Raw genomic sequence first — 15,248 nt, 5'->3', positions numbered from 1 at the left:
TGTTTCGGATCACAGTACGCCCTCGATACTATCCACGGCACACGCCAGACGTCAGGCCGTTGAGTCCGGATGCCGAGGGAGCAAACACCTATGACGGGACCCACCACACCCGCCGAGCGCGCCGCCACGCTGCTGGAACTGCACCGGCCGGGCAACCCGGTCATCCTGCCGACCGTGTGGGATGCCTGGTCGGCACGGCTGGCCTCCGGCGCCGGATTCGCCGCCCTCACCGTGGGCAGTCACCCGATGGCCGACTCGATCGGCAAACCCGACAACGAGGGCATGTCGTTCGACGATGTCCTCACCCGGGTCGCACAGATCACCGCCGCGGTCGACGTCCCGGTGTCGGTGGACATCGAATCCGGCTACGGGCAGCCGGCGGGCCGGCTGATCGAAGGCCTGCTGAGCGTCGGGGCCGTCGGGCTGAACATCGAGGACACCGTGCACTCGGAGGGCAAGCGGCTGCGGTCCGCCGACGAACATGCGGAGTTGGTCGGGGCGCTGCGGTCGGCCGCCGACGCGGCCGGGGTGCATGTCGTCATCAATGCCCGGACCGATCTGTTCCTGCGCCAGGACGGCGAGGCGTCCGATCGCGTCGAGCGCGCGGTGGCGCGCCTGAATCAGGCGGCGGCCGCCGGCGCCGATGTGCTGTATCCGGTAGGTCGCCACGACCCCGACACGTTGCGGCGCTTGACCGCCGAGTTGGAGCTGCCCGTCAACGCCATCGCCCTGCCCGACCAGGACGACCCGTCTTCCTTCGGCCCGCTGGGCGTGGCGCGCATCAGCTTCGGGCCATTCCTGCAGGCCGCGCTGGCGACCCGGGCCACGGAGCTGCTGGCCCGCTGGGGCTGACGCGCTGAATCCGGCGGAGTCGTTGCGGCTCCGCCGGATTCGGCTACTTTTCTCCGAACTCCGTCGGAGACTATTTGGTGATCTCGATGCGCTGCGCCTGGTTCCCGGCGTAGGCACCGGCGACCCGCACCGTCAGCACGCCGGCGTCGTAGGTCGCCGTGATGGCGTCGCCGGTGACGTGGGCGGGCAGTTGAAACGACCGGCGGAACGATCCGTACCGGATCTCCCGCAGCGTGCGGCCTTCCTTCTCCTCCGAGCGCTGATCGCGGTGCTCGCCGTGGATGACCAAGCGTCCGCGGTCGACCTCCACGTTGACGTCCTGGTCGACGTCAACGCCCGGGAGCTCGACACGTACTATCGCGTCGTCGCCGTCCTTGACGATCTCGGCGGCGGGCTTGAAACCGCTGGTCGCTGGGGTGTTCCAGTCCGCCGCGGCGGCGGGGCCGAAAAAGTCGCGCAACCACCGGTCGGTGTCCCAGGCCGGTCGCGACCACAATGCGAGGTTACTCATGGCGCTTCCCTTCTAATTCCTTGAGCTTCATTGTGAGATTCCTGTGACCGGCGCCTGCGCGACCGGCTACTAGTACAAACATGAGTCGACCCCGCTAAAGTTCCACCTCGTCGTTCGCCGCCAGCGAACGATCACTCACAGACCTTCCTGTGAGTTGTGAGATCCTCGTCATAGGACCGTCACATTGCGCGAAAAGAACGTAATTTCTGGCCGTTACTCTCAAAGCCATGTCTGCAGACGGGATTTCGCGCGCCAGTTGTGCGCCTCGTCACATCATCGTAGTCGGACATGGCATGGTGGGGCACCGGTTCGTCGAGGCGCTCCGCGCCCGTGACACCGAGGGATTGTGGCGCATCACGGTTTTCGCCGAGGAGACCGACGCGGCCTATGACCGCGTGGGACTGACCTCCTATACCGACAGCTGGGATCGCAAGCTACTGGCATTGCCCGGCAACGAATACGAGGGTGACGAACTGGTCCGACTGGTGCTCAACCAGCGGGTTACCGAAATAGACCGCGCCGCAAAGACGGTGGTCACCGCCGACGGCCAGCGGCACGGCTACGACACCTTGGTCCTGGCGACCGGGTCGTACGCCTTCGTGCCGCCGGTGCCGGGCCACGACCTGCCCGCCTGCCACGTGTACCGCACGCTGGACGACCTCGACGCCATCCGCGCCGACGCCCAGCGCACGGTCGAAACCTCGCACGCCACTGCGGGTGTCGTGATCGGCGGCGGCCTGCTCGGCTTGGAAGCCGCTAATGCGCTGCGCCAGTTCGGATTACAGACCCACGTCATCGAGATGATGCCGCGACTGATGGCCCAGCAGATCGACGAGGCCGGCGGCGGGCTGCTGGCCAGGATGATCGGCGAGCTCGGCATCTCGGTGCACGTCGGCACGGGCACCGAATCGATCGAGGCGGTCGACCACTCGGACGGCACCACCTCGGTGCGAGTGACCCTGAGCGACGGCCAGGTCATCGACGCCGGCCTGGTGATCTTCGCGGCCGGCATCCGGCCGCGCGACGAGCTGGCCACCGCCGCCGGGCTGACGCGCGCCGAGCGCGGCGGGGTGCTCACCGACGTGGCTTGCCAGACAAGCGATCCCGACATCTACGCGATCGGTGAGGTCGCCGCGATCGGCGGGCGCTGCTACGGCCTGGTGGGCCCGGGCTACACCTCGGCGGAGGTGGTGGCCGATCGGCTGCTGGACGGCGTCGCGGAGTTCGGCGAGGCGGACCTGTCCACGAAGCTCAAACTGCTGGGCGTCGACGTGGCCAGCTTCGGCGACGCGATGGGGACGACCGAGAATTGCCTCGAGGTCGCCATCAACGATGCGGTCAATCGGACCTACGCCAAGCTGGTGCTCTCCGACGACGCCAAGACGCTGCTCGGCGGCGTGCTGGTCGGCGACGCCTCGTCCTACGGGGTGCTGCGGCCCATGGTCGGTAGCGAGCTGCCCGGGGACCCGCTGGCGCTGATCGCGCCGGTGCAATCCGGCGGCGGTGCGGCGTTGGGCGTTGGGGCGCTGCCGGATTCGGCACAGATCTGCTCATGCAACAACGTCACCAAGGGCGACCTGAAGTGTGCGATCGCCGACGGATGCGCCGATGTCCCCGCGCTCAAGGCATGCACCTCGGCCGGCACCTCGTGCGGGTCGTGCGTCCCGCTGCTCAAGCAGCTGCTGGAAGCCGAGGGCGTGGAACAGTCCAAGGCGCTGTGCGAGCACTTCAGCCAGTCGCGCGCGGAGCTGTTCGAGATCATCTCGGCCACCGAGATCCGGACCTTCTCGGGCCTGCTGGAGCGTTTCGGCCGCGGAAAGGGTTGCGACATCTGCAAACCCGTCGTGGCCTCCATCCTGGCTTCCACCGGGTCGGACCACATCCTCGAAGGCGAGCAGGCCTCGCTGCAGGACTCCAACGACCACTTCCTGGCCAACATCCAGAAGAACGGCAGCTACTCGGTGGTGCCGCGGGTTCCCGGCGGTGACATCAGGCCCGAGCATCTGATCCTGATCGGCCAGATCGCCCAGGACTTCGGGCTTTACACCAAAATCACCGGCGGCCAGCGTATCGACATGTTCGGCGCCCGGGTGGACCAACTGCCGGAGATCTGGAAGCGCCTGGTCGACGGCGGCATGGAATCCGGCCACGCGTACGGCAAGGCGCTGCGCACGGTGAAGAGCTGCGTGGGCACCGACTGGTGCCGGTACGGCCAGCAGGATTCGGTGCAGCTGGCCATCGATCTGGAACTGCGCTACCGCGGACTGCGGGCACCGCACAAGATCAAGATGGGCGTCTCGGGTTGCGCGCGCGAGTGCGCCGAGGCCCGGTCGAAGGACGTCGGTGTCATCGCCACCGAAAAGGGCTGGAACCTCTACGTCGGCGGCAACGGCGGTATGACGCCCAAACACGCGCAGCTGCTGGCCAGCGACCTGGACACCGAAACGCTGGTCCGCTACGTCGACCGGTTCGTCATGTACTACATCCGGACGGCCGACCGGCTGCAACGCACGGCGCCCTGGGTCGACTCGCTGGACGGCGGGCTCGACCACGTGCGCGAGGTGGTGTGCGAGGACTCGCTCGGCCTGGCCGAGGAATTCGAGGCCGCAATGGAGCGGCATGTCGAGAACTACAAGTGCGAATGGAAGGGCGTGCTGGACGACCCGGACAAGCTGTCGCGGTTCGTGTCGTTCGTCAACGCCCCGGACGCCGTCGACTCGACGGTCACGTTCACCGAGCATGCCGGCCGCAAAATCCCTGTGTCCATTGGTATGCCGCGGGTTCGCGAAGCGACAACTCCGGAGGAATGAGGAAGGGATCATGACACTTCTCAACGACATCCAGGTGTGGACCAGCGCGTGCGCTTACGACCACCTCATTCCGGGCCGCGGCGTCGGCGTGCTGCTGGACGACGGTTCCCAGGCGGCGTTGTTCCGGCTCGACGACGGCTCGGTGTACGCGGTGGGCAACGTCGACCCGTTCTCCGGTGCCGCGGTGCTCTCCCGCGGAATCGTGGGTGACCGCGACGGCTGCGTCACGGTTCAGTCGCCCATCTTGAAGCAGGCGTTCTCGCTCGAAGACGGTTCCTGCCTGGACGATCCGGCCGTTTCGGTGCCGGTCTACCCGGTGCGGATCACCGACGACGGCTACGTTCAGGTCGCGCGCGACTACCAGCCGCGGGCTGCCTGAGCCCTAACGCCCGGTTCAGCGGGTGATGTCGCCGACCAGGTAGCGCTGCATCGTCGGCCCGATTGCGTCGACGAGCGCGTCCACCGACATCGAGTGCAGCGGCTCGGAGCGGATGCCGTAGCGCATGATGCCCAGCCCCACCAACTGCGAGGCGCACAACGAGGCCCGCTGGGCCACCTTGTCGGCGCCCAGAATTTTCAGCAGCGGGCCGAAGACCGGGCCGATGAACATGCCCTGCACGATTTCGGCGGTCTTCGCCATCCCCGTCGACGCGATGGCGCTGGCCGCGAACGGGCCGCCGCCCGCCGCGTCCCACGTCGTGATCAGCGTGCGCAAAGTCCGCCGGCCCACCTGGTTGACCCCGCCGGTGACGATCCGGTCGATGAATTCCGGTGTGCCGAAGGGCAACCGCAGCATCTTGGCGACAGGATCCAGGATCCCAGGCGATGGCTCTTCGCGGCGGGGCATGGTGTCAGGATCACCCGTCTGCGATCAAAGATCAAGGAACGCCGCACACCGGCGCGCCTCACCAGCAGGCGTTTTGCGCTAGGGCGCGGACCGTACGGTGCGGCCGTGGGCCAGCTGGTGCGGGCTCGATCGGCGCGACGACTGCCGGCCGGTGGGCGCGAGGACCGGCGGCAGGGCCCGCCGGAATCGATTCGCGACCAGCCGCGCCAACCCGGGATGGGTGCCCAGCGGCTCACTGACCAGGTCGGCGCCGCAGGCGTGCAGCCGTTGCTGGAAAAGGCCGTCGGCCAGTAGATATGAGGCGACGACCACGCGTCCGCCGGCGCGGTGCGCCCGGGTCCGGGCCCGGTCCACCGCCTCGGGCAGCTGCGGCTCACCGGTCGCCGCGAAGGCCAGGCTCACCCGCGATCCGGTCAGCGCCGACACCAGCGTCGCGGTGGTGTGCAGGTCGGTGCGCGCCTTGACGTCCGAGGTCCCCGCGGCCGCCAGGATCACCGAATCACCCGGTCGCCAACCGCATTTCACCAACTGATCGCCGACGATCCGGGCCATTTGACCGCTCGGGCCCAACGCCGGGGTGACGATCACATTCGGGTGCCCGCTGATCTCGACGTGGGCGGGCAGATCGGCCCGAACGTGGTATCCGCGTGCCAGGAACGCGGGCACCACGATGGCGGGGCGGTCGGCGGCCTTCGCGCGCAACAGGACTTCACTTGGGGTGGGACCCACCACGTCCACGTAGGCAACGTCCACCATGCTGTGCACCAGCGTACTCACCTGTGCCGCAAGGTTTTCGATCATCGACACGCCACCCGGCCTGCGGGTGCCATGCGCCACCAGAATCAATGCCATGGGGGATCTTCCGAATGGTCGATCGCGAGCCGGTAGCCGCGCTTGACCACCGTCGCGATGATGTTCTTGTCGCCCAACGCCGTTCGCAGCCGCAACACTGCGGTATCGACGGCGTGGGGGTCGTTGCTGTTGCCGGGAAGCACTCGTAACAAATCGTTGCGCGCGACGACATCGCCAGGGCGCTGGGCCAGCGCGCGCAGGGTGGCCATGCCCGACCCGGACAGCGACTTCACCGAACCGTCGACCAGTACGCAGGTGCCACGGATCTCGATGTCGTGGCCGGCGGCGCGGATGGCGCACGACCGCAGCGGCGGGAGCTGCTGCGCGATGTGGCGGGCCAACGCCCCCAACCGCATTCGCTCGGGCGACGACGTGGGGATTCCGGCTCGGATCAACGGCTGCGCGGTGACCGGACCGACGCACATGGCGTGCACGTCGCTGCGAAGTGCCTGCAGCAGTTGAGCTTCGATGCCCAGCTCGCGGCTGCGCTCCAGCAGCGCAGCGCCGGCGGGTGCGGAGGTGAAGGTCACCGCGTCGAATTGCCGTCGCGCGACCGAGGCGACGAGTTGGTCGAACTCGCCGCCGGCCGGCGTTGGCTTCCAGCGGTATACGTGGATGGGGACCACCTGCGCGCCCGCGGCCCGCAGTCCGTTGATGAACTCCGGAAACGGGTCCCACCCGTCGGCCGCGCCGTGCAGCTGGACGGCGATCCGCTTACCGGCGACGTCCGATTCGAGGAGGTAGCGCAGGACTTCGCGCGACGATTCGGATTTGGGGGACCACTCCTCGTGCAGGCCGGCGGCGCGCAGCGCGCCGGTCGCCTTCGGTCCGCGGGCCACGATCCGCGACTTGGCGAGCGATGCCAGCAGTTGGGTGGCCAGCCCCCAGCCGTCGGCCGCGGCGACCCAGCCGCGAAAGCCGATGCCGGTGTGCGCCACCAAGATATCCGGGGGCTGGGCGATCACCGCTTCGGTGTGGTTCTGCAGTTCATCGTCTTCGGGCAGCGCGATGATGTTGATGGCCGCCGCGCTGGAAACCTCCGCGCCGTTACGGCGCAGCAACGCGCACAGCTCCTCGGCGCGGTTCGCCGACGTGACGGCGATCCGGTAGCCGGTGAGCGGCGCGGAGTCTGGTGGGGCCAGTTGGGGGGCCATATGAACTGTGTATGCCTGCGACGTTTCGGTTGCGTTACCTGTCAATTGCTGTGGCATTGCCCGTATTGCGAGTCCGCTCACACACGGGCGGCCTCGGTTTCCGGCGCCGACCCGGACAGCACCGGCGCCGATGCGGGACGGCGGACGTAGACCATCCAGGTCATGATCCCCGCCACGACGTAGGAGGCCAGAAAAGCCCAGTACGCCGACGTTTCCGTGCCGGTACTCAGGTAGGACTGGCGCAGCGCCAGGTTGATTCCGACGCCACCGAGCGCCCCGACGGCCGAACAGATGCCGATCAGCGATCCCGACATCGCCCGGGCCCAATGACGGCGTTCGTCTTCGCTCAAATCCAGCGAGCGACTGCGCGCCTCGTAGACCGAGGGGATCAGCTTGAAGACCGAGCCGTTGCCCATCCCGGACAGGACGAACAGCACCATGAAGCCGGCGACGTAGCCGATCATGCTGGTCGAGCGCGACGCTGCGTGGTGATCATCGAGGGTGCTGATGGTGACCAGGAGCCCGGCGCCCAGGGTCATACCGGCCAGCACGCCCAGGGTGACGCGGCTGCCGCCGAGGCGGTCGGCCAGCCGGCCCCCGTAGATCCGTGCCAGCGAGCCCAGCAGCGGCCCGATGAAGGCCAGCTGCGCGGCGTGCAGCGCCGCGTGCTTGGGGCTCTCCCCGCTGTCCAGGAAGTTGACCTGCATCACCTGCCCGAAGGCGAAGGAGAAGCCGATCCACGAGCCGAAGGTCGCGATGTAGAGCAGCGAGATCACATGGGTGTCGCGCTCGAATAGGATCTTGCGCATGGTGCTCAGCTGGGTGCCGTGGTTGACGTTGTCCATGAACAACGCGGCCGCGATGCCCACGACGACCAGGAACACCAGGTACACCGCGCACACCCAGTACGGCGCCTCGTGCCCGGCGGTAGCCAGCACCAGCAGGCCGACCAGCTGGATCACCGCGACCCCCAGGTTGGCGAAGCCGGCGTTGACGGCCAGCGCGCCGCCCTTGAGCCGCTGCGGGTAGAAGGCGTTGACGTTGGCCAGCGAGGCCGCGTAATTGCCGCCGCCCAGCCCGGTCAGGGCCGCGCACAACACGAACGGCCACAGCGGCAGACCGGGATTGGCCAGCAACACGATCGTGCCGGCCGTCGGAATCAGCAGCACGAAGGCCGAGAACGTTGTCCAGTTGCGGCCGCCGAAGGCGGCGATGCCCAGGGTGTAGGGGATCCGGGCGCACCCGCCGACCAGGGTGGCGACCGCGCCCAGCAGCAGCTTGTCGCCGGCGGAGAAGCCGTAGACGGACCCCGGCATGAACAGCGCCATGACGGGCCACAGGGTCCAGATCGAAAACGCCACGTGGTCACCGGCGATGGTGCACAGCAGGTTGCGCCGGGCGACCTTCTTGTTTCCGGCCTCCCAGGCCACCGTGTCTTCCGGGTTCCAGTCCGCGATGCGGTGGTCGCGGCGCATCCGGCCCGTCTTCGGCATCACGCTCATGCGCGCTGACTGTTCGCGGAAATACATTGTGTCCCAACGACATCGCACCGGTGGACGTGCATACAGCTCCCTCTCGTCAGGCCCCACGAACCGCCGCATCCGGCCGCCGCCACGCCAGAGGGCACCGCGCTCGCCCGGTATCGGGAAGCTGTTCGGAGGCTGGCTTTCGACGCTTGGGCGCCCCGAATGAAGGGGCGTGCCCCGTCGCACGGTCCGATGCTCACATTTACGACGTCAGCGGGTCAACCGGAACGGGCCAATATCGCCTGTTAGTTGATTACCAGTTATCTGGTAAATCCCTGAGCGGCAATCAGTTCGCGAGCGCGCAGTTCATCAAGCCCGAATGAGCGCCGCCATCAAGTGATTTCACACATACCCGTGGGTTCGTGTGAGCTGGCATACAGCTTGCCTCCGGCGCCGACACATACCGAACGAATTACGTTAGGAGAACGGCCAACTCGCGGCGCCGGAGTGGGCGCCCACCAAAGTCCTGGGCCGCGCCCAGTGTAGTCGCACCGCCTGGCCGGGCCGCACCTGGGCGATCTTGTCGACGTCCTCATCGACCACCACGCCGATCACCGGATAGCCGCCGGTGACCGGATGGTCGGGTCCCAGGATCACTGGCAAACCGTTGGGCGGCACCTGGATCGCGCCGCGGGTCGCACCCTCGCTGGGCAGCTGCCTGTCCGGGTAGCAGTGCTGTAGGGGCCGGCCGGTCAACCGCATCCCCACCCGGTCGCTGCGATCGGACGCAATCCAATACGTATGCACCAGGCGGTCCGGCTCGACGAACCAATCGTCGCGCGGCCCGGGCACCACGAACAGCTCGACGACGCCTCCGGTGATGGCCGCCACCGGCGCCTGATCCAGTTCGGGGTAGGCGTCGGTGTGCTCGCCGATCGGTAGCCGGTCGCCGGCCCGCAGCGGCGCCGGTCCGATGCCCGACATCACGTCGTAGCTGCGCGAGCCCAGCACCGGCTCCACGCGGATGCCACCGCGGATCGCCAGGTAGCTGCGCAGGCCGGCGCGGGGGGCGCCCAGCGCGATCACCTCGCCGTCGCGAACATGATGAATGCTGTTGGTGCCGAACTTGATTCCGTTGACGGTGGGATCGGTGTCGGCGCCCGTCACCGCGATGTCGACGTCGCCGCCGGACACCCGGGCCACGAAACCGCCGAACGTCACCTCCACGGTGGCGCTGTCGTCGGGGTTGGCCACCAGCCGATTGGCCAGCCGGTGCGCGCGCCGGTCGGCGGCCCCGGACCGGCTCACCCCCAGATGCGCCAGTCCCGGGCGGCCGAGGTCTTGGACGACGGCGAGCGGTCCGGTGCGGAGGATCTCCAGGATTGCCACGGTTGTCTCCTTAGCTAGGGTGGCGACCCGCCACTGGCTAGACGGCCCGGAACTGAACCCACATGCCCTGCGTCAGCAACGCGGGGTTCGGCCGCTGCAGGTCCCACAGGACCGCGTCGGTGCGGCCGATGAGTTGCCAGCCACCGGGGGACTGACGCGGGTACACCGCGCTGAAGTCACCGGCGAGGCCCACGGAGCCGGCCGGCACCGAGGTCCTCGGCTCCGGGCGGCGAGGCACCCGCAGCCGCGGGTCGCCGTCGACCAGATACGCGAAACCGGGTGCGAATCCGCTGAACCCGACCCGCCACAGCGTGGAACTGTGGGCGTCGATCACCGCCGCGATGGTCAGTCCGGTGTGTCCTGCGACCTCGGCCAGATCCGGACCGTCGTAGACGACGTCGATGACCACGTCGGCGCGGCGCTCGGGGGCGGCGTCCGGGGTGGCGGCGACGTCCATCCTGCGCAGCCGGTGGCGGATGACGCCTTGGTGGCGCGGGCCGTCCAGCTTCACCAGCACCGTGCGGGCCGCCGGGACGACGTCGACCACGCCCGGTATCGCCGCGGCGCGCAGCGCGTCCGCCCACGCCAATACCTCGGCGGTGCTTCCGCATTGCACCATCAGCGCGCGGTCGCCGTAGTCCACGACGGTGTTGCCGACCAGCTCGGTCGGCAGGTTGTGGGCCAGGTCGCCGCTAAGGTCCGTCACGCTCATTACTCGACGGTAACCCCGGGATCGGGGCATGTGCGAGGGTCGCCGACGGAATTTCGAGCTCTGCCAGAGCTGCCTTAGCAAACGCTCAAACAGCCCTGGCATCGCCGCGCGGCTAGCCCAGGATCTTGGTGATCAGTGGCGGCAGTTCATCGGCGAGGACGGGGTAGCTCAGCGGCGACGCGAACGCGATCGCCCCGGCCTGGTCCTTTGTGGTGAAGATGTTGCGGTTCTGCGCGGTGGTCAGCGACCCGGCCACCTCGGGGTCGGCCAGTATCGCCTTCTGATCGTCGGGGTTCTGCGTCGCCCAGATCACCACGTCGGCCGACTCCAGCACCGATTTGATGTGATCGCGGGGGATGACGGCCCGCTGATCGGTGCCGAACGGCTTGATGGCGTCGGAGACGGGCAGTCCCATCTGATTCAGGAAGTCCGTCCGCCAGCCCGCCATGGTGGCAACGACCGTGCCTTGCCACAACGCGCCGTGCATCAGCAGCGCCTTCTTGCCGGTCCACTGCTGATTCTTCTTGCCGATGTCGGTGAATTTCTGGTCGACGCCGTCGATCAGCGACTTCATCCGGTCGGCTTGGAAGACCGCCTGGCCGACGGTGGAGGCCTGCTCCTTCCACGGCTCGAAAAAGGCGTCGCCGTCCGATTGCGCGATGGTCGGGGCGATCGCGGACAGTTTCTGATACGTGTCGGCGTCCAGGCCGGCGTTGACGGCCACGATCAGGTCCGGTTTGAGACCGGCGATCTGCTCGACCGGAATGCCGTTGTCCAGGTTCAACACCGTCGGCTGCGCGCCGCCGAGTTTGGGTGCGGCCCATGGCCAGACGGCGGAGGGCTGGTCACCGAACCAGTTGGTCACGGCGATCGGCACCACGCCGACCGCGAGCAGGTCGTCCTGCTCGGTATAGCCGGCGCTGACGACGCGCTTGGGTGGTTCCTTGATGACGGTCTCACCGAACAGGTGGGTGACCGTCACCGAACCCGGGGTTGCTCCCGGAGCCGATTTGCGTGACGAGCACCCCGAAGAGAACGCCGTCGCGCCGCCGATCGCGGTAACTCCGACAGCCCCTGCGAGCTGCAAGAATCCCCGTCGATTCCATCCCTGTCGCATCGCGTGAGAGTATCGCGTTCCGCCCGCTCAGACGCATCGCCGCGCTGTTGAGCCCGGTCAGCCCAGCGGCATGCCGGCGTCCATGAAGTCCAGGGCGCGAAAGATCGTGTCGGCGGTCTTCGGTGCGCTGTCGAAGGCGGCCATCATGGCACCCGTCAACGCCCCGGCGCACACCCGGACTTCGAAATCGTCTGCGGCACGGCCGATCCGGTGCGCGATCGCCGCGGCGGCCACGGTCACCGTGCGGTAGTACTCGTCGTACATCGCCGCCTTGAGCTCGGGTATCGAGAACATCAGGCGCTGCCGGGTGCTCTCGAACTCCAGCTGATCGTCGGGCAGTTGGTCGATGACGGCCCGATAGGCCCGGCGGAAAGCCTGCGCCGGAGACAGGTTGCGCGGCTGGGCCTTCAACGCGTCCAGGATCAGCGGGTCCAGGTCGTCGGCGAGAAGCAGCGATTCCTTGGACGGGAAATAGCGGAAGAAGGTGCTCGGCGACACATCGGCCGCCTCGGCGATCTGTTCGACCGTGGTCGCGGCGTAGCCGTTCTCCTCGATGAGGCGAAACGCCTCGCGCCTGATGGCGCGGCGGGTCTTGATCTTTTTGCGCTCCCGTAGGCCCAGGGGAGCCTCTGTCACCTGCATGGCGCCGATTGTCGCGCATCCACCCCACGCCGTGGGCTCGCTGCGTCGTTGCGTTGCAGAGTTCTGACAAACGTGACCGGGCCGTTGCGATTTCTGCGTATTGCCCGCGTAACTGTGCACACCCAGTCCGGTAACAGTGCGTCTTTAGCGTCGAGTGGTCACTGCTCGCGCTCGTTCAACTCAGGAGTCCCACCGGATGACCACGACCCTCGGCCCCGTATCGCAGCAAGCGCCACAGCGCGAGCGTCATACGGGACGGCACTGGATCGATGACTGGCGGCCCGAAGACCCCGAATTCTGGGAGACGACCGGCAAGCCGATCGCTCGCCGGAACCTGATCTTCTCGATCTTCGCCGAGCATGTCGGGTTCAGCGTGTGGATGCTGTGGAGCATCGTGGTCGTGCAGATGACGGCCGGGGCGCACGGGCACCCCGCGGCGTCCGGGTGGGCGCTGACCGCCAGCCAGGCCCTCTGCCTGGTCGCCGTCCCCAGCGGCGTCGGGGCTTTCCTGAGGTTGCCCTATACCTTCGCGGTGCCGCTGTTCGGCGGCCGCAACTGGACGACCATCTCGGCGGCGCTGCTGCTGATCCCGTGCCTGCTGCTGGCGTGGGCGGTGAGCCACCCCGGCCTCCCCTTCGGCGTTCTGGTGGCGATCGCCGCGACCGCCGGCTTCGGCGGCGGCAACTTCGCCTCGTCGATGGCCAACATCTCGTTCTTCTACCCGGAGAAGGACAAGGGCTGGGCGCTGGGCCTGAACGCGGCCGGCGGCAACATCGGCGTGGCGGTGGTGCAGAAGATCATTCCGCCCATCGTCATCGCCGGCGGCGGGATGGCGCTGTCGCGCGCCGGACTGTTCTACGTGCCGCTGGCCGTGGTGGCCGCGGTCTGCGCGTTCCTGTTCATGAACAACCTCACCGAGGCCAAGGCCGACGTGAAGCCGGTGCTGGAGTCGCTGCGGCACCCCGACACCTGGGTCATGTCGCTGCTGTACATCGGCACCTTCGGCTCGTTCATCGGCTACTCGGCCGCGTTCCCGACCCTGCTCAAGACGGTCTTCGGGCGCGGCGACATCGCCCTGGCGTGGGCCTTCCTGGGTGCCGGCATCGGATCGGTCATCCGGCCCCTCGGCGGCAAGCTGGCCGACCGGATCGGCGGGGCCCGCATCACGGCCGCCAGCTTCGTGATGCTGGCGATCGGGGCGGCGGCGGCGCTGTGGTCGGTGACGGCGGTGAATCTGCCGGCCTTCTTCGCCAGCTTCATGTTCCTGTTCGTCGCGACCGGCATCGGCAACGGCTCGACCTACCGGATGATTTCGCGGATCTTCAAGATCAAGGGCGAACTGGCCGGGGGAGATCCCGACACCATGGTCGCCATGCGCCGCCAGGCGGCCGGGGCACTCGGCGTCATCTCGGCGGTGGGTGCCTTCGGCGGGTTCGTGGTTCCGCTGGCATACGCGTGGTCGAAGTCGGAGTTCGGCAGCATCGAACCGGCGCTGCGGTTCTACATCGTGTTCTTCCTCGGCCTGCTCGCCGTCACCTGGTACTGCTACCTGCGCAAGCACAACGCGATAACGCGGGTGGGGATCTAAGCGCGGCCGGGGGTCAGCTTGACGGCTTCTGCTTTCCGCCGTAACCCTCCCAGGGGCTGTAGTCGGCGATCAGCTCTTCCTGGGGCGGCCGCTGGTCTTCGGGAACGTGCTGCAGGTTGATCCGGATCCGGTACCAGATCGAACTTGGCCCGCGCATCCCGTCGACCAGGACGTCGACCGGCTCCAGCCGGTGAGCCACCTCGGGATAGCGGTCGCGCCAGACGTCCAGCGCGGCCATCGCCTCGTCCTTGGTCTTGGTCCGGGCGATCTCGATCAGTGGCATCTTCGATTGTCTCCGGCCTGCCGCTCCGCTGCCGCGCTTGCCCGAGCCTTTCGGCGCGCGTTCGGGCGGCCCCATCTCCTCGGCCAGCACCAGCAGCCGATCGAGCTCGCCGACGGCGTCGTCCATTCCCGCCCAGGGGTCACCGGTCTCGGCGAACCGGGCGGGCACGGTGTCGATGGTGAACGCCTCGGGGTCGCAGCCGGCGACCTCGTCCCACCGCAACGGCGTCGAGACCCGGGCATCCGGGGTCGCCCGCACCGAGTACGCCGACGCGACGGTGCGGTCCTTCGCGTTCTGGTTGAAGTCGACGAACACCCCCTCGCGCTCCTCCTTCCACCAGCGGCTCGTCGCCGCCTCGGGCGCCCGCCGCTCGACCTCGCGGGCCACCGTCTGCGCGGCCAGCCGCACCTGGCGAAAATCCCAGCGCGGGGCGATGCGGGCGTAGATGTGAAAGCCGCGCGATCCCGACGTCTTCGGCCACGCGGTCAGGCCGTAGTCCTCGAGCACCTCGCGCGCCACCAGCGCGACGTCCACGATCCGCCGCCAGGAGACCCCGGGCATCGGATCCAGGTCGACCCGCAACTCGTCGGGGTGATCGAGGTCGTCGGCCAGCACCGGATGTGGGTTGAGGTCGACGCAGCCCAGGTTGACCGCCCAGGCCAGGCCGGCGGCGTCATGGATCACCGCCTCGGCAGCGGAAGTGCCTCGCGCGTAACGCAGTTCGGCGACGTCCACCCAGTCCGGCCGCTTGGCCGGCGCGCGCTTCTGGAAAACCGCTTCTTCGGTGATGCCCTTGACGAAACGCTTCAGGATCATCGGGCGTCCCGCCACACCGCGCAGCGCGCCGTCCGCCACGGACAGGTAATAGCGGACCAGGTCGAGCTTGGTGTACGGGCCGGCCGAGGTTTCGCGGGCACTCGCGCGGGGGAACACCACCTTGTCCGGATGGGTGATGGTGACCTCGCGCCCGGCCACCTCCAGCAAAACCGGACGGGTCATGCGGTTCATGCTAATTCGCCAGAATT

Annotated in this window: 14 protein-coding genes; 4 read left to right on the top strand and 10 right to left on the bottom strand. The window is 68.1% G+C overall.

All coding sequences use genetic code 11. The features are described 5' to 3' along the window. The first annotated feature begins 90 nt into the window (after positions 1-90). The gene (locus A5708_RS06455) at positions 91-852 is read left to right on the top strand and encodes an isocitrate lyase/PEP mutase family protein (protein WP_065027818.1); all 762 of its coding nucleotides are present in this window, start codon (positions 91-93) and stop codon (positions 850-852) included. Between the two features lie 70 nt (positions 853-922). Here A5708_RS06455 and A5708_RS06450 read toward each other — a convergent pair whose 3' ends face one another. Then, on the bottom strand, positions 923-1,363 hold the full coding sequence (locus A5708_RS06450; protein ID WP_065027817.1) for an Hsp20/alpha crystallin family protein: 441 nt from the start codon (positions 1,361-1,363) through the stop codon (positions 923-925). A 227-nt stretch (positions 1,364-1,590) separates the two neighbouring features. Between A5708_RS06450 and nirB the strand changes: the two genes are divergently transcribed. Together nirB and nirD are read left to right on the top strand one after the other, a co-directional pair. Then, positions 1,591-4,173: a nitrite reductase large subunit NirB gene (gene nirB / locus A5708_RS06445; RefSeq protein ID WP_081292839.1), complete on the top strand. Its 2,583-nt coding sequence runs from the start codon at positions 1,591-1,593 to the stop codon at positions 4,171-4,173. A 10-nt stretch (positions 4,174-4,183) separates the two neighbouring features. Beyond that, positions 4,184-4,552: a nitrite reductase small subunit NirD gene (gene nirD / locus A5708_RS06440; RefSeq protein WP_065027815.1), complete on the top strand. Its 369-nt coding sequence runs from the start codon at positions 4,184-4,186 to the stop codon at positions 4,550-4,552. Between the two features lie 15 nt (positions 4,553-4,567). On the opposite strand, the gene A5708_RS06435 is transcribed toward nirD, so the two are convergent. The 8 genes from A5708_RS06435 to A5708_RS06400 form a co-directional block, all read right to left on the bottom strand. Next, positions 4,568-5,020 carry a hypothetical protein gene (locus tag A5708_RS06435; RefSeq protein WP_065027814.1) on the bottom strand — a complete coding sequence of 151 codons (453 nt, stop codon included), beginning with the start codon at positions 5,018-5,020 and terminating at the stop codon, positions 4,568-4,570. 78 nt (positions 5,021-5,098) lie between these two features. Then, positions 5,099-5,872 carry a sirohydrochlorin chelatase gene (locus tag A5708_RS06430; protein WP_065027813.1) on the bottom strand — a complete coding sequence of 258 codons (774 nt, stop codon included), beginning with the start codon at positions 5,870-5,872 and terminating at the stop codon, positions 5,099-5,101. After that, positions 5,863-7,014, bottom strand: coding sequence for a uroporphyrinogen-III synthase (locus A5708_RS06425; protein ID WP_155765914.1), 1,152 nt, complete (start codon positions 7,012-7,014; stop codon positions 5,863-5,865). The genes A5708_RS06430 and A5708_RS06425 overlap by 10 nt, the downstream gene beginning before the upstream one ends. A gap of 89 nt (positions 7,015-7,103) precedes the next feature. Beyond that, complete coding sequence (locus tag A5708_RS06420; RefSeq protein WP_081292841.1) at positions 7,104-8,501, bottom strand: nitrate/nitrite transporter; 1,398 nt, start codon at positions 8,499-8,501, stop codon at positions 7,104-7,106. Between the two features lie 468 nt (positions 8,502-8,969). Beyond that, positions 8,970-9,881, bottom strand: a complete 912-nt coding sequence (locus tag A5708_RS06415; RefSeq protein WP_065027811.1) for a 5-oxoprolinase/urea amidolyase family protein — start codon at positions 9,879-9,881, stop codon at positions 8,970-8,972. A 37-nt stretch (positions 9,882-9,918) separates the two neighbouring features. Continuing rightward, positions 9,919-10,593 (bottom strand): 5-oxoprolinase subunit B family protein, encoded by a 675-nt coding sequence (locus A5708_RS06410; protein ID WP_065027810.1) that lies wholly within the window; start codon positions 10,591-10,593, stop codon positions 9,919-9,921. Positions 10,594-10,705: 112 nt separating this feature from the next. Then, positions 10,706-11,710, bottom strand: a complete 1,005-nt coding sequence (locus tag A5708_RS06405) for an ABC transporter substrate-binding protein (protein ID WP_065027809.1) — start codon at positions 11,708-11,710, stop codon at positions 10,706-10,708. Positions 11,711-11,767: 57 nt separating this feature from the next. Next, positions 11,768-12,352, bottom strand: coding sequence for a TetR family transcriptional regulator (locus A5708_RS06400; RefSeq protein WP_065027808.1), 585 nt, complete (start codon positions 12,350-12,352; stop codon positions 11,768-11,770). 196 nt (positions 12,353-12,548) lie between these two features. On the opposite strand from A5708_RS06400, the gene A5708_RS06395 reads away from it, so the two are divergent. After that, a complete protein-coding gene (locus A5708_RS06395) occupies positions 12,549-13,940 on the top strand; it encodes a NarK family nitrate/nitrite MFS transporter (protein WP_065027807.1) in 1,392 nt (463 codons plus the stop codon). A 13-nt stretch (positions 13,941-13,953) separates the two neighbouring features. On the opposite strand, the gene A5708_RS06390 is transcribed toward A5708_RS06395, so the two are convergent. Beyond that, complete coding sequence (locus tag A5708_RS06390) at positions 13,954-15,231, bottom strand: DNA polymerase domain-containing protein (RefSeq protein ID WP_065027806.1); 1,278 nt, start codon at positions 15,229-15,231, stop codon at positions 13,954-13,956. Positions 15,232-15,248: the final 17 nt, after the last annotated feature.

It is taken from the genome of Mycobacterium colombiense (assembly GCF_001672755.1).
Taxonomy (GTDB): domain Bacteria; phylum Actinomycetota; class Actinomycetes; order Mycobacteriales; family Mycobacteriaceae; genus Mycobacterium; species Mycobacterium colombiense_C.
Note: the sequence above shows the minus strand (reverse complement) of the source record. Positions and strands in the feature narration are given on the sequence as shown.

What these genes read in the sequence shown, in the direction of transcription:
- A5708_RS06455 (WP_065027818.1), top strand. Translation starts at nt 91, where the DNA reads ATGACGGGACCCACCACACCCGCCGAGCGCGCCGCCACGCTGCTGGAA.
- A5708_RS06450 (WP_065027817.1), bottom strand. Translation starts at nt 1,363, where the DNA reads ATGAGTAACCTCGCATTGTGGTCGCGACCGGCCTGGGACACCGACCGG.
- nirB (WP_081292839.1), top strand. Translation starts at nt 1,591, where the DNA reads ATGTCTGCAGACGGGATTTCGCGCGCCAGTTGTGCGCCTCGTCACATC.
- nirD (WP_065027815.1), top strand. Translation starts at nt 4,184, where the DNA reads ATGACACTTCTCAACGACATCCAGGTGTGGACCAGCGCGTGCGCTTAC.
- A5708_RS06435 (WP_065027814.1), bottom strand. Translation starts at nt 5,020, where the DNA reads ATGCCCCGCCGCGAAGAGCCATCGCCTGGGATCCTGGATCCTGTCGCC.
- A5708_RS06430 (WP_065027813.1), bottom strand. Translation starts at nt 5,872, where the DNA reads ATGGCATTGATTCTGGTGGCGCATGGCACCCGCAGGCCGGGTGGCGTG.
- A5708_RS06420 (WP_081292841.1), bottom strand. Translation starts at nt 8,501, where the DNA reads ATGCGCCGCGACCACCGCATCGCGGACTGGAACCCGGAAGACACGGTG.
- A5708_RS06410 (WP_065027810.1), bottom strand. Translation starts at nt 10,593, where the DNA reads ATGAGCGTGACGGACCTTAGCGGCGACCTGGCCCACAACCTGCCGACC.
- A5708_RS06405 (WP_065027809.1), bottom strand. Translation starts at nt 11,710, where the DNA reads ATGCGACAGGGATGGAATCGACGGGGATTCTTGCAGCTCGCAGGGGCT.
- A5708_RS06400 (WP_065027808.1), bottom strand. Translation starts at nt 12,352, where the DNA reads ATGCAGGTGACAGAGGCTCCCCTGGGCCTACGGGAGCGCAAAAAGATC.
- A5708_RS06395 (WP_065027807.1), top strand. Translation starts at nt 12,549, where the DNA reads ATGACCACGACCCTCGGCCCCGTATCGCAGCAAGCGCCACAGCGCGAG.
- A5708_RS06390 (WP_065027806.1), bottom strand. Translation starts at nt 15,231, where the DNA reads ATGAACCGCATGACCCGTCCGGTTTTGCTGGAGGTGGCCGGGCGCGAG.